The sequence below is a fragment of the Streptomyces sp. PsTaAH-137 genome, assembly GCF_003259365.1.
Lineage (GTDB): Bacteria > Actinomycetota > Actinomycetes > Streptomycetales > Streptomycetaceae > Streptomyces.
Window position 1 is genome coordinate 19,121 of the sequence record NZ_QLLY01000023.1, and the last position, 12,953, is coordinate 32,073.

The window sequence follows — 12,953 nt, forward strand, 5'->3', positions numbered from 1 at the left end:
ATGAGCCGACTCGCCCAGACCCACGGCCTCAACGACGTGCAGCAGGAGATCCTCTCCACCGTCCGGGACTTCGTGGACAAGGAGATCATCCCGGTCGCGACCGAGCTGGAGCACCGCGACGAGTACCCGCAGGAGATCGTCGACGGGCTCAAGGAGCTGGGCCTGTTCGGTCTCATGATCCCCGAGGAGTACGGGGGTCTGGGCGAATCGCTGCTCACCTACGCGCTCTGCGTGGAGGAGATAGCGCGTGGCTGGATGTCGGTCTCCGGCATCATCAACACCCACTTCATCGTCGCCTACATGCTGAAGCAGCACGGGACGCAGGAGCAGAAGGAGCACTTCCTGCCGCGGATGGCGCTCGGCGAGGTGCGTGGCGCGTTCTCGATGTCCGAGCCGGGCCTCGGTTCCGATGTGTCGGCGATCACGTCGAAGGCGGTCAGGGACGGCGACGAATACGTCCTGAACGGCCAGAAGATGTGGTTGACGAACGGCGGAACGTCAACGCTTGTGGCGGTTCTCACGCGAAGTGACGAAGGTCATCCCGAGGGCACGGCCCCGCACAAGTCGATGACCACGTTCCTGGTGGAGAAGGAGCCCGGGTTCGGCGAGGTCCGGCCGGGCCTGACCATCCCCGGGAAGATCGACAAGATGGGTTACAAGGGGGTCGACACCACCGAACTCATCATGGACGGGCTACGTATTCCAGCCAATCGTGTGCTGGGGGGCACCACGGGCCGAGGGTTTTACCAAATGATGGACGGTGTCGAAGTCGGACGCGTGAATGTCGCGGCGCGTGGCTGTGGCGTCGCACAGCGTGCGTTCGAGCTGGGTGTCGCTTACGCCCAGCAACGACACACTTTCGGAAAGGCCATCGCTCAGCACCAGGCGATCCAGTTCAAGCTGGCCGAGATGGCTACCAAGGTGGAAGCCGCCCATGCGATGATGGTGAATGCAGCACGCAAAAAGGACTCCGGGGAACGAAACGACCTCGAAGCGGGAATGGCCAAGTACCTGGCCTCCGAATACTGCAAAGAAGTCGTGGAGGACGCGTTCCGCATTCATGGCGGTTACGGGTTCTCGAAGGAGTACGAGATCGAGCGCCTGTACCGCGAGGCTCCGATGCTGTTGATCGGCGAAGGTACCGCCGAGATCCAGAAAATGATCATTGGACGCCGGTTGCTCGAGGAGTACAGGTTCCAGGGCTGAGTCCGTCCGAAGTGTCCTCATTGGGGGTGTTTTCTTCGCGAAGAAGATCACACCCCGTAGGCACTCTTCGGCCGAGCCTCACCGCCTGATGTCGCTTCCTGGCTTGCCCAGTTGTGGCTCGCAACCGATACCATCCCGGGAAAAGCCGCCGTCCCCCCGTAACCAGCGCGGCCTCATCCGCTACGAAGGTCATCCATGCCCCACAGCCAAACCTCTGCATCCCGCGACGGCGTCCTCGGTGGTCGCCTTGCGCGCGGAGCATCGCCGTGGCTCCTTCCGACCGTCGCCACGGCCGCACTGAGCCTGGCGCGCTCGCGTCGCTCGAAGAAAGCCGCAGCACTCGCCGTCCCGACCACCGCTCTGGCGGCCGGCATGCTGTGGTTCTTCCGCGACCCCGAGCGCGAGATCGCCCCCGGCCGGGTCATCTCCCCGGCCGACGGCGTGGTGCAGAGCATCATGCCGTGGAAGGACGGTCGCACCCGCGTCGCGATCTTCATGAGCCCGCTGAACGTGCACGTGAACCGCGCTCCCCTCGCGGGCACGGTGACGTCGGTCGAGCACATCCCCGGTGGCTTCGTTCCCGCCTTCAACAAGGAGAGCGAGAACAACGAGCGGGTGGTGTGGCACTTCGACACCGAGCTCGGTGACATCGAGATGATCCAGATCGCCGGTGCCGTCGCCCGCCGTATCGTGCCGTACATCCCTCAGGGCACGAAGGTCGAGCAGGGCGAGCGCATCGGGCTGATCCGCTTCGGGTCGCGCGTCGACATCTACCTTCCCGAAGGGGTCGAGGTCGACGTCGAGGTCGGCCAGAAGACGACAGCGGGGGTGACTCGCATTGACCGTGACTGATTCCGAGGCCCAGACCTGGGCGGGTGACGCCGGCGACGGCGGTGACGATGCGGAGGAGATGCCGCTCTCACTGCGTCTGTCGATAGCGGACACCCTGACGCTCGGCAACGCCACGTGCGGCTTCATGGCGGTCTACTTCACGACGACCGGCATCCTGATCCCGCACATCCAGGGCAGCAACGACTCCGGCATGGCGCGGCACTCCGCCGCGACGGCCGTGATCCTGATGCTGGCCGCCGCGATCTTCGACCTGTTCGACGGTCTGGTGGCCCGCAAGCTGCGTTCGTCGCCGATGGGCGCGGAGCTGGACAACCTCTCCGACCTCATCAGCTTCGGCCTGGCGCCCGCCTACTTCGTGCTCGTCTACGGCATGGTCGCCGACGACGCGCACCAGAGAGTGGCGGCGGTGGGGGCCATCGTGGTCCTCCTGGCGGTCGTCCTGCGCCTCGCGCGCTTCTCGTGCGTGACGGTGAAGGACGGCACGTTCCAGGGCATGCCGTCGCCGTTCGGCGCGCTGACGGTCGTCTCGATCGTCCTGCTGGAGCTGCCCTTCGTGGCGACGCTCCTCGCGATCATCGGCACGGCGTGGCTGATGGTGAGCCGGGTCGAGTACCCGAAGCCGCGCGGCCGCCTCGCCGTCGCGATGCTGTCGTGGATCGTGCTGAGCATGGCGCTGCTCGCGGCGTGGGCGTTCGACGCCCCCGGCGGCCAGCTCCTGCTCCAGACCGGCTGTGCGCTGCAACTGGTGCTCGGCGCGGTCATCCCGCTGTTCGCCACGGCCCGCCGGGTGAACAACTTCCGCGACAACCGTCGCGAGGCTCGGGCGGCACAGCTGCCGTAGTCCCGTACGACGTGAGAAGGGCCCCGAACCGGTCGGTTCGGGGCCCTTCTCGTGTGCGGGGCCGGGATCAGCCGGCCGACGGGGTGTAGTCCTTGGCCTCCTCGGCCTCGCCCGCCTCACGGACGACCTTCATGCCGCCGACCGCCGACTTGTCGGGCTGGAGGATCACCGACTCGCGGGAGGACGGGGCCTCGGGGTCGGTGAAGTCCTGCGCGGTGCCGAAGCCGTTGTCGAAGGACTTCAGGGTCAGCAGCGCCTTGTCGACGCCCTCACGGGTGAGGTCCTTGTCGGCGCAGGCCTTCTTCAGGGCGTCGCCGAAGGCGGACGCGGCGGTCCAGCCGGCGACGACGCCGTTGTCCAGGGAGTCCTTCGGGTACGCCTTCTTGTAGTCGGCGACGAGCTTCTTCGCCTGCTCGGTGTCCGCGCCGATGGGCAGCGACGGCGAGGCGACCCAGTAGTTCTTCTCCAGCGCCGGTCCGGCCTGGGTGGCGAGCAGCTGGGGCGCGAAGGCGGAGTTGTTGCCGATGATGGGCGCGGCCAGCTTCGCCGCCGCCGCGACCCCGACGAGGGAGGCCGCCTGGCGCGGGCCCGCGCTGATCACGACGCCCTTGACGCCGGCCTTCTTCAGGGCGGCGACCTGGGCGGTCATGTCGTTGTCGGTGGGCTTGATCTTCTGCTCGACGACGGTGAGCCCGGCCTTCTCGGCGATGAACTTCGAGCCCTTGAGCGCGTTCTCGCCGTAGTCGCCCTCGAAGTAGACGTGGCCGAGCTTGTCGCCCTTCTTGAGGCCCTTCTCCTTGATCAGGAAGTCGACGGCGTTGATGGTCTCGTAGTCGTACGTCGAGCCGATGACGCGGACGTAGGGGTCGCCGAGCAGATTCGCCGACCAGGCCTGCGGCAGCACGAGGGCCTTGTCCTGGCTGATGCGCTTCTCGACGGCGGCGACGAACGGGGAGCCGATGAACTGGGTGAAGCCGAGCACGTCCGGCTCCAGCTCGGTGTAGCCGGCGACGGCCTTCTGCGGGTCGTAGCCATGGTCGCGGACGGTCAGCTTCAGCTGGTAGCCGCAGACACCGCCGGCGGCGTTCGTCTGCTTCACGTAGAGCTGCTGCGCCTGCGTGACGCTCTTGCCGAGCGTGGCGTAGACGCCGGTCATGTCGGTGAGGACGCCCAGGTTGATCGTCTTGCCGGAGATGCCCTGGCCGGTCTTCACCCCGCCCGCGCTCTGCTGGTCGCCTTCGTTGTCGTCCTTCGCCTTGGAGCTGCAGGCCGCCGTGAGGCAGAGCAGCCCCGCCACGGCTGCCGCCGTGAGGGTGCGGGTACGGGTGTTCATGCGTCCTCCTGAGGGTGTTTCCGGGCGCGCCGGGCGGCGATCCGGACCAGGCCACCGGGCAGAAAAAGGACCACTGCCACGACGGCGGCGCCGTAGAGGTAGCGGGATGCCTCGCCGGGGGCGATGCCGCCGGTGCCGGGAGCCGAGACGAGGGGCAGTGCGTCGCTGTAGCGGGTGAGGAGCTGGGGCAGCAGCGAGACGAACGCGGCGCCGACGACCGCGCCCGACACCGAGCCGAGACCGCCGATGACGATCATGGCCAGGTATTCGAGGGAGAGCGTGATGCCGAAGTAGTCGGGGACGGTGCGCTGGAAGACCATGGCGAGCAGGACTCCGGCGAGGCCCGCGTACATCGAGGAGAGGACGAAGACGGCTCCCCGGTAGCGGGCGACGGGCACGCCGAGGACTCCGGCGGCGATGCGGTGGTCGCGGATGGCGTTCATGGCGCGCCCGGGGCGTCCGCGCAGCACGCCGCGGGCGAAGAGCCCGCAGCCGAGCAGGAGCACGAGCCCGAGGTACCAGAGCTTCTCCGCGGAGCCGAACGGCACACCGGCGACGGTGAGTTCGCTGTCGTCGAAGGAGAGGCCGAAGAGGTTCATGACGGGGACGTCGCGGCCGTTGGCGCCGCCGGTGAGGTCCTCGGCGTTGAACAGCACGTGCTGCCCGATGAAGATCAGCGCGAGGGTGGCGATGCCGAGGTACGCGCCCTGGAGGCGTCCCGCGATGGGGCTGAACAGGCCGCCCGCCAGCCCCGCGAGGAGCACGGCGAGCACGGCGGCGAGCCAGGGCGGGAGCCCGAGGCCGTCGACCGTCTGGCCCTTCTCCCCCGCGAGGACGCAGTAGCCGTAGGCGCCGACGGCGAGGAAGAAGGCGTGGCCCATGGAGAGCTGGCCGGTGGCGCCGGTGAGCAGGTTGAGGCCGATGGCGCCGATCGCGGCGGCCATGGCGAACAGTCCCGCCTGGAGCCAGAACCGGTCGACGTAGAACGGCAGGGCGACCAGGACGAGGGCGAGGACGCCGGCGGCCCACAGGCGGCGGCGCGTGCGGAACGTACGGGACGGGGCGGCGGGGGTGGCCCGGGCCGGGGCGAGCGTGTCAGACACGGGCGAGCTCCTTGGTGCCGAAGAGTCCGGAGGGCCGCAGCAGGAGGATCACCGTCATCACGAGGTACGGGGCGAGGTCGCCGAGTCCCCGTCCCATGAAGGCGAGTTCGCTCTGGTAGCCGGTGGCGAGGGACTCGGTGACGCCGACGATCAGTCCGCCGACGAGCGCGCCGGTGGTGGAGTCCAGGCCGCCGAGGATGGCGGCGGGGAAGGCCTTCAGGGCGGCGAGCGAGGTGGCGCGCTCCAGGCCCGGGGTGGGGAAGACGGTCAGGAACAGCGCGGCGACGGCGGCGAGGGCGCCCGCGACGGCCCAGGCGCCGAGCGACACCCGTCCCAGGCGTACGCCCATCAGCGCGGCGGTCTCGCTCTTCTCGGCGGCGGCCCGCATCGCGACGCCCCAGGAGGTGTAGCGGAAGGTGAGCAGGAAGACCGTGATGAGCAGGGCCGCGGCCACGAACGCGGCGATCCGGGTGTGCGCGATGGAGATGCCGCCGACGGTGAGCACCGCGTCGCCCCACGGGTCGCCGAGGGTGAGCACGTCGGTGCCGAGGCGGCGGGTGAGTTCGGTGGTGAGCAGGATGTCGACGCCGATGGTGACGATGGCGAGGACGCTGTGGTCGTGGCCGCGGTAGCGCCGCATGACGAGGAACTCGACGGCGGCGCCGACGACCGCGGCGGCGGCGATGCCGACGCCGAGCGCGGGCCAGAAGCCGATGTCGTCGTGGAGCGAGGCGGTGACGTAGCCACCGGCGAGCAGCAGGGAGGCGTGCGCGAAGTTGACGACCTCGGTGGCGCGGAAGATCACGACGAAGCCGAGGGCGATGAGGGCGTAGACGGAGCCCATCGAGACGCCGTTGAGAAGCAGTTCGAGGAAGGAGCTCATGCGGCGTTCTCCGGTTCTTCGGGGGCGCCCAGGTAGGCCTGGATCACCGCCGGGTCGTTCTGGACGGTGGCCGGCGGTCCCCCGGCGATCCGCTTTCCGAAGTCGAGGACGGTGACCTCGTCGGCGAGGCGCATGACCACTCCCATGTCGTGTTCCACCAGGACGATCGAGATGCCGAGGCTGTCGCGGACGCCCGCGATCACGGCGGCGGTGCGGCGCCGCTCGTCGGCCGTCATCCCGGCGACGGGCTCGTCGAGGAGCAGCACCTTCGGTTCCATGCACAGGGCGCGGGCCAGCTCGGCGAGTTTCTGCGCGCCGTACGGCAACGCGCCGGTCGGTGTGTCGAGTTGGTCGGCGATGCCGACGAACTCGGCGATCTCCCGGACGCGTTCGCGGTGCGCCCGTTCCTCGCGGACGGCGCCGGGCAGCCGCAGCCCCGCCGCGACGAATCCGGCCCGGGTCAGCCGGTGCCGGCCGAGCAGCAGGCTGTCGGCGACCGTGGTGCGCGGCGGCAGCGCGAGGTTCTGGAAGGTCCGGGCGACGCCGAGCGCGGCGATCCGGTGCGGGGGCAGCCCGGTGAGTTCGGTGTCGCCGAGGTGGACGGTGCCGGAGGTGGCCCGGTACACCCCGGACAGCACGTTGAACGTGGTGGATTTCCCGGCGCCGTTGGGCCCGATGACCGCGTGCACGGTGCCGGGCCCGACGGTGAACCCGATCCCGTCGAGCGCGGTGAGCCCGGCGAACCGCACGGTCAGGTCCTTCACATGGAGCGGCGGTACGTCGTTCATCGCTGGCCTTCCTCGATTGCGCCCCACAAGGGCGCGGGGAACTGCGCGAGGCGGGGCCACCGGCCGTCGGCCGCGCGTCCACGCACAGGGGCAGACGATCCATTCACCGGTCAGCGCCTCCCCAGGCCCGCAGCACGGGCGCTTCCCGCACCGCACCGGAGGCGTCGGCGACGGCGTCCTCGTCGACGACTCCGAGATACCGGCGCCGCACCTCGTCGGACCCGGCCAGCTCATCGGCGGGCCCGTGCAGCGCGACCTCCCCGACATCGAGCACGTACGCGTAAGAAGCCAGGCGCAGCGCCAGCGCGGCGTTCTGTTCGACGAGCAGCACCGACACCCCCTGGGCGTTGATCTCCCGGACGGTGTCGGCGATGCGGGCCGCCATCAGCGGGGCGAGCCCGAGCGACGGCTCGTCGAGGAGCAGGAGTCGCGGCTCGGCCATGAGGGCGCGGCCGACGGCCAGCATCTGCTGTTCGCCGCCGGAGAGCAGTCCGGCCCGCTGCTGGGCCCGGTCGGCGAGGACCGGGAAGAGTTCGTGCACGCGGCGCAGCGCCGCCGCCTTCGCGGCCCGTGAGCCGGTCGAGCCGAGGGCGCCGGCGCGCAGGTTGTCGGCGACGGTCATCCGCGCGAACACCTGCCGCCCCTCGGGTACTTGGCAGACCCCGGCGGCGACGATCCGGTCCGGGCCGAGCCCGCTGACGCGGCGCCCGCCGAACCGCACCTCGCCCGACGTCACGGCGCCGCCGTGGAAGTCGAGGGTGCGCGAGATCGCCCGCAGCAGCGTGGACTTGCCCGCGCCGTTGCCGCCGAGCACGGCGACGACGGCGCCCTGCGGCACCTTCAACGTCACGTCGCGCAGGGCGCGTACGGGTCCGTAGCCGACGGATACGCCGTCGACGGCGAGCCCGGCTGCTTCATCTGCATCGGTCGCATCGGTCACTGTGTGTGTCCCTCCCTGGACCGGTACGGGACCGGTGGCGCTCACGACAGCACCGCACGGGCGGCCCGTCCACGGAGTGCCGGGGAAACGCTGCGCAGGCCCAGCGCCCACCCGTCCCCGTTGTGCGCGCGCACAAGACCCCGTGTCAGGGGCCTGCCGGACAGCCGCCCGGGATGGCATCCTCCGCAGCAGCGAACGAGTCCTTTGCCGTCGCTTTACGGGCTGTTGGGGAGAGACGATGGGCGGACGCAGGAACCGCACCGGACAGGACTGGAAGCTGCTCAGGGAGGCGTGCACGACCCTTCTCGACCGGGTGCCCGAGCTGGTCGACGAGCATCTGCGGCAACTGTTCGCGTACTCGGACGTCTACGCGCGGGTGCTGCCGTACGACGGCCAGTGGCGGGAGGCCGAGGAGGCCATGCGGATCGGCGTGGAGACGATCACCGCGCCCCGGGACGCGCCCCGGCGGGATCTGGCGTACGCGGAGGAGGCGGGCCGGCGCCGGGCGGGCCAGGGCCTGCCGCTGGATCTGCTCGTGCACGCGTACCGCAACGCGGGCTATCTGGTGTGGGACGCGCTGATGGAGAGCGCCGGCGGTGAGCCCGAGCGGCTGAAGGCGCTGATGCGGTCGGCGACGATGGTGTGGGCGGCGGTGGACGCGCAGGCCGCGGCGGCCTCGGAGGCGTACCGGGCGACGGAGCTGGAGCTGCGGCGCCGCACCGACGAGCAGATGCAGGCGCTGCTCGACGCGCTCCTCGAAGGCCGTCCGACGCCCGGGCTCGCCGCCCGGGCCGCGGCCGGGCTCGACCTTCCCGAGCACGGCCCGTACGCCGTGGTGGTGCTGCGGGTGGAGCGCCGGGACAGCCGGGAGACGTTCCACCGGCGGGTCCAGGACCCCGACTTCCGGTTCGTGTGGCGCATGCGGGCCGACTGCGAGGTGGGCGTGGTGGCGCTCGGCGCGGGCCGCACCCTCGACGATGTCGCGGTGCTGCTCGACGGGCGGTGCCCGGGGCCCGGGGGGCTGAGTCCCGTCGTGCGCGGCCTTGGCGAACTCGGGCACGCGCGGCGGCTCGCCGAACTCGCCCTGCGCACCTGTCCTCCGGACATCACGGGTGTCGTCCGGCTCGATCACCGGATGCCGACGGCGCTGGTGGTCAGCCAGCCGGATCTGGCGCAGCGGCTCGTCTCCGGGGTCTTCGGCGAACTCCTCACCCTGGAACCGGCCGATCGTGCCGTGCTCCTGGAGACGCTGGACGCGTGGCTGGCCTGCGAAGGTTCCGCCGGGCGCGCTGCGGGGCGCCTGTATTGCCACCGCAACACGGTCTTCAACCGTTTGCGGCGACTGGAACAACTGACGGCGCGGTCGTTGTCGCGCCCGCGGGATCTCATGGAGATGACGCTGGCGCTGGATGCGTATCGGTTGTCTTCGGGGGTGGGTGGGGGGACTTAGGGGTGGCTGTCGGGTGCGGGCCGGTGGGGACTGGCCGCGCAGTTCCCCGCGCCCCTGGGCAGTTCGTCGACTGACGGCCGGTGGCCGCTTCTCGCGCAGTTCCCCGCGCCCCTGGGCCGTTCGTCGACTGACGGCCGGTGGCCGCTTCTCGCGCAGTTCCCCGCGCCCCTGGGCCGTTCGTCGACTGACGGCCGGTGGCCGCTTCTCGCGCAGTTCCCCGCGCCCCTGGGCCGTTCGTCGACTGACGGCCGGTGGCCGCTTCTCGCGCAGTTCCCCGCGCCCCTGAAGGCTGCGCTTCGCGCGCCTTCCCCTTGAGGCTGCGGCTTCGCCACGCCTCTGGTGATGAGATGGCGCACGAAGTGCGCATCTCAGGGGCGCGGGGAACTGCGCGAGAAGCGGCCACCGGGCCGCACCCGAAAGACGGCCCAGGGGCGCGGGGAACCGCGCGGCCAGCCCCCACCGGCCCGCGGGCGAAGGACTGCGCGACCGGGGCCGGTCAGCGCAGGTAATCTGCCGCGATGCGCTCCGCCACGGATTCCAGGATCGGGCCCGCGTCCGCGATGCAGCGGGAGACGTCCGGCTCGACGTCGGTCAGGGGGTAGGCCCGACGGATCCCGGCCCGCCCCAGCGCCTCCGCCGGAAGAGCCAGCCGCCCGCACACGGCGACGACCTCGATCCCGGCGGCCCGCGCGGCGGCGGCCACCCCGGCGGGCGCCTTCCCGTGCAGGGTCTGCTCGTCGAGCGACCCCTCACCGGTGATCACCAGCGTCGCCCTGTCCAGCGCGGGCGCGAACCCGAGAACATCGAGCATGACCTCGATCCCGGGCCGGAAGCGCGCGCCGAGCCCGACCAGCGCCCCGTAACCGATCCCGCCCGCGGCCCCGGCCCCGGCAGCCTCGGCGTGCTCCAGGGCGACGGACCCCACCGACTCCGACAGCACCTTCGCGTAGTGGCCCAGCGCGGCGTCCAGCTCGGCGACGTCCTCCGGCGATGCCCCCTTCTGCGGCCCGTACACGGCGGGCGCGCCCTTGGGGCCGGTCAGCGGATTGTCGACGTCGCTGGCGAGGACGATGTCCGTGCCGGCAAGGCGCGGGTCGAGGCCGGAGAGATCGGCGTAGGCGAGCGCGGCGAGCGCCCCGCCGCCGGGGCCGACCGGAGCGCCCGAGCCGTCGAGGAACCGTGCCCCGAGCGCGGCCAGCATCCCGGCGCCGCCGTCCGTCGTGGCACTGCCCCCGACGCCGAAGACGATCGTGCGCGCCCCCGCGTCGAGCGCGGCCGCGATGACCTCACCGGAGCCGTACGTCGTGGCCGTCAGCGGAGCGAACTCGCCCTCGGGCAGCAACTGGAGCCCGGACGCCTCCGCCATCTCCACCACGGCCGTGCCGTCGCGCAGCGCCCACGCGGCCGTCACCTGCTCACCGAGCGGCCCGGTGACCCGCGCCTCGCGGCGCTCGAACCCGGCCGCGACCGCAGCCGCGACGGTGCCGTCGCCGCCGTCCGCGACCGGCACGGACTCGACGGTCACCTCGGGCGCCACCCGGCGCAGACCGGCCGTCACACGCTGTGCGACCTGCACGGCGGTCAGCGAGCCCTTGAACTTGTCCGCCGCGATCAACACGTGCCGCGCGGCCTGTGCAGCGTCCGCCACCTTGCTCCCCTTGCTGTTCGGGCCTTGCTCGCGTCAAGGCAGTCGCGCCGCTGCGACCATAACCGCAGGAGGGGTCCGCTGCCCATGGTCGTCCGGTCAGCGGAACATCACGCCGGGTCGATATCTCCTTCCATGTCATGACATACAGGGCGCCACGAGGGCCGAAACGATCGATCAAGCGGTCCCGCACATCGCGCGGCGAAACGGGTAGACCGCAGTCATGACGCCTACGAGCCCCCAGCTCACCGAGCACGTCCTCGCCGACCGTGTGCTCGGCGGCTGGCTCGGCCGGATCGCGGGCAACATGCTCGGCAAGCCGGTCGAGCAGGGCGAGGTGTGGACGCGTGAGCGCATCGACCGCTATCTGCGCCATGCCGAGGCCCTGCCGCTCACCGACTATCTGCCCGAGCCTCCGTCGCGGGAGATGGAGTCGGCGCTGCGCTCCGAGTGGCGGGCATGTGTCCGGGGACGCATCCACGGCAGCTGCCGCGACGACGACGTGGACTACGCGGTGCTGGGCCTGCATCTGCTGGAGACGCACGGTTCCGCCTTCACGACGGAACAGGTGGGCGAGTTGTGGCTGCTGCGGCTGCCCTACCTCCAGACGTTCACGGCGGAGCGCGCGGCCTACCGCAATCTCGTCAACGGCCTGAAGCCGCCGCTGACGGCCACGTACGACAACCCGTGCCAGGAGTGGATCGGCGCCCTGATCCGCGCGGACGTCTTCGGCTGGACCAACCCGGGGGTCCCGCGCCGCGCCGCCTCCCTGGCCCGCCGCGACGCGGTCCTGTCGCACACGGGCAACGGCGTGTACGGGGCGATGTGGGCGGCGGCGCTGGTGGCGGCGGCGTTCACGGCGCGGGCTCCGCGGGCCGCCCTCGACGCGGCGCTCACGGTGATCCCCGCGAGCAGCCGTCTCGCCCGTGTCGTGCGCCGGGTGATCTCGCTCCATGAATCACGGCTGACCTGGGAGGAGACGCTGGCCACGGTCGAGGAGGAGACCGCGGGCCTCGGCTGGATCCACACCGTGCCGAACGCCGCGGTGATCACGGCCGGACTCCTGTACGGCGACGGCGACTTCACCCGCACCGTGACGCTGACGGTGCGCGGCGGGCTCGACACGGACTCCAACGGCGCGACGGCCGGTTCGGTGGCCGGAGTGCTGTGCGGGGCGGACGCGATCCCCGTGCAGTGGACGGAACCGCTCGAAGACCGGGTGCGCAGCGCGGTGTTCGGGTTCGACGGCGTACGGATCAGTGAACTCGCCCGGCGCACCGTCGAGTTGGCGGGGCGCTGAGCAAGGGACACGCCCCGTCGGGCGCTCCCGTCGCTCGCGTCCCGCCGGGCGCGCGGGTCCGCGGGTTCTAGAGTGGGCCGATGACGATCCTCGACTACGCCACGTACATCGCCGGACTCCCCCGGGTCCTGGCCGGCGCCGCCGTTCTGTTCCGTGACAGCGAGGAGCGGGTCCTGCTGGTCGAACCCAATTACCGGGACGGCTGGGCGCTGCCCGGCGGCACCGTGGAGTCGGACACCGGGGAGAGTCCGCGGCAGGGCGCGCGGCGCGAGACGCTGGAGGAGATCGGGCTCGACGTGGCGCCGGGCCGGCTGCTCGCCGTGGACTGGGTGCCCGGCACCGGGCGGCCGCCGATCGTGGCGTATCTGTACGACGGCGGTGTGCTGGCCGCCGAGCAGATCGAGGCGATCCGGCTCCAGGAGGAGGAGCTGCTGTCGTGGCGGTTCGTGGCCCGCGACGACCTGGACGCGTATCTGCTGGGCCCGCTCGGACGGCGGGTGCGCTCCGCACTCGGCGTGCTCGACCGGGGCGCCGGGGCCGTGGAGCTGGAGTGCGGCGAGCCCGTCACGGGCTGATGGATCGCTGAATGCCCCTTGAGTTCCCGTACCTCCT

At 71.2% G+C, this 12,953-nt stretch carries 12 protein-coding genes; 6 read left to right on the forward strand and 6 right to left on the reverse strand.

All coding sequences use genetic code 11. From position 1 onward, the window contains the following. The 3 genes from K377_RS35535 (at position 1) to pssA (ending at position 2,899) form a co-directional block, all read left to right on the forward strand. Positions 1-1,206, forward strand: a complete 1,206-nt coding sequence (locus K377_RS35535) for an acyl-CoA dehydrogenase family protein (protein WP_111667755.1) — start codon at positions 1-3, stop codon at positions 1,204-1,206. Positions 1,207-1,401: 195 nt separating this feature from the next. Continuing rightward, positions 1,402-2,058, forward strand: coding sequence for a phosphatidylserine decarboxylase (locus tag K377_RS35540; protein ID WP_111667756.1), 657 nt, complete (start codon positions 1,402-1,404; stop codon positions 2,056-2,058). Between the two features lie 58 nt (positions 2,059-2,116). Continuing rightward, positions 2,117-2,899, forward strand: a complete 783-nt coding sequence (gene pssA / locus K377_RS35545; RefSeq protein WP_111667836.1) for a CDP-diacylglycerol--serine O-phosphatidyltransferase — start codon at positions 2,117-2,119, stop codon at positions 2,897-2,899. A 67-nt stretch (positions 2,900-2,966) separates the two neighbouring features. Here the strand turns inward: pssA and K377_RS35550 are convergent, their stop codons facing one another. The 5 genes from K377_RS35550 to K377_RS35570 form a co-directional block, all read right to left on the reverse strand. Continuing rightward, complete coding sequence (locus K377_RS35550; protein ID WP_181512730.1) at positions 2,967-4,232, reverse strand: ABC transporter substrate-binding protein; 1,266 nt, start codon at positions 4,230-4,232, stop codon at positions 2,967-2,969. Next, positions 4,229-5,335, reverse strand: coding sequence for a branched-chain amino acid ABC transporter permease (locus K377_RS35555; RefSeq protein ID WP_111667757.1), 1,107 nt, complete (start codon positions 5,333-5,335; stop codon positions 4,229-4,231). Before K377_RS35555 ends, K377_RS35550 begins: the two co-directional genes overlap by 4 nt. Further along, entirely contained in the window at positions 5,328-6,218 is an 891-nt protein-coding gene (locus K377_RS35560) for a branched-chain amino acid ABC transporter permease (RefSeq protein ID WP_111667758.1), read from the reverse strand. The genes K377_RS35555 and K377_RS35560 overlap by 8 nt, the downstream gene beginning before the upstream one ends. Beyond that, complete coding sequence (locus tag K377_RS35565; RefSeq protein ID WP_111667759.1) at positions 6,215-7,006, reverse strand: ABC transporter ATP-binding protein; 792 nt, start codon at positions 7,004-7,006, stop codon at positions 6,215-6,217. Before K377_RS35565 ends, K377_RS35560 begins: the two co-directional genes overlap by 4 nt. Positions 7,007-7,109: 103 nt before the next feature. Then, positions 7,110-7,946 (reverse strand): ABC transporter ATP-binding protein, encoded by an 837-nt coding sequence (locus tag K377_RS35570; RefSeq protein WP_111667760.1) that lies wholly within the window; start codon positions 7,944-7,946, stop codon positions 7,110-7,112. Between the two features lie 238 nt (positions 7,947-8,184). Between K377_RS35570 and K377_RS35575 the strand changes: the two genes are divergently transcribed. After that, positions 8,185-9,396, forward strand: coding sequence for a helix-turn-helix domain-containing protein (locus tag K377_RS35575; protein ID WP_111667761.1), 1,212 nt, complete (start codon positions 8,185-8,187; stop codon positions 9,394-9,396). Between the two features lie 496 nt (positions 9,397-9,892). Here K377_RS35575 and K377_RS35580 read toward each other — a convergent pair whose 3' ends face one another. Further along, positions 9,893-11,044 carry a glycerate kinase gene (locus K377_RS35580; RefSeq protein WP_161195070.1) on the reverse strand — a complete coding sequence of 384 codons (1,152 nt, stop codon included), beginning with the start codon at positions 11,042-11,044 and terminating at the stop codon, positions 9,893-9,895. 220 nt (positions 11,045-11,264) lie between these two features. On the opposite strand from K377_RS35580, the gene K377_RS35585 reads away from it, so the two are divergent. Next, positions 11,265-12,341, forward strand: a complete 1,077-nt coding sequence (locus K377_RS35585; RefSeq protein ID WP_111667762.1) for an ADP-ribosylglycohydrolase family protein — start codon at positions 11,265-11,267, stop codon at positions 12,339-12,341. 80 nt (positions 12,342-12,421) lie between these two features. Next, entirely contained in the window at positions 12,422-12,916 is a 495-nt protein-coding gene (locus tag K377_RS35590; protein WP_111667763.1) for an NUDIX hydrolase, read from the forward strand. The last annotated feature ends 37 nt before the right edge of the window (positions 12,917-12,953 follow it).

What these genes read in the sequence shown, in the direction of transcription:
- K377_RS35550 (WP_181512730.1), bottom strand. Translation starts at nt 4,232, where the DNA reads ATGAACACCCGTACCCGCACCCTCACGGCGGCAGCCGTGGCGGGGCTG.
- K377_RS35560 (WP_111667758.1), bottom strand. Translation starts at nt 6,218, where the DNA reads ATGAGCTCCTTCCTCGAACTGCTTCTCAACGGCGTCTCGATGGGCTCC.
- K377_RS35540 (WP_111667756.1), top strand. Translation starts at nt 1,402, where the DNA reads ATGCCCCACAGCCAAACCTCTGCATCCCGCGACGGCGTCCTCGGTGGT.
- K377_RS35585 (WP_111667762.1), top strand. Translation starts at nt 11,265, where the DNA reads ATGACGCCTACGAGCCCCCAGCTCACCGAGCACGTCCTCGCCGACCGT.
- K377_RS35575 (WP_111667761.1), top strand. Translation starts at nt 8,185, where the DNA reads ATGGGCGGACGCAGGAACCGCACCGGACAGGACTGGAAGCTGCTCAGG.
- K377_RS35535 (WP_111667755.1), top strand. Translation starts at nt 1, where the DNA reads ATGAGCCGACTCGCCCAGACCCACGGCCTCAACGACGTGCAGCAGGAG.
- K377_RS35590 (WP_111667763.1), top strand. Translation starts at nt 12,422, where the DNA reads ATGACGATCCTCGACTACGCCACGTACATCGCCGGACTCCCCCGGGTC.
- K377_RS35565 (WP_111667759.1), bottom strand. Translation starts at nt 7,006, where the DNA reads ATGAACGACGTACCGCCGCTCCATGTGAAGGACCTGACCGTGCGGTTC.
- pssA (WP_111667836.1), top strand. Translation starts at nt 2,117, where the DNA reads ATGCCGCTCTCACTGCGTCTGTCGATAGCGGACACCCTGACGCTCGGC.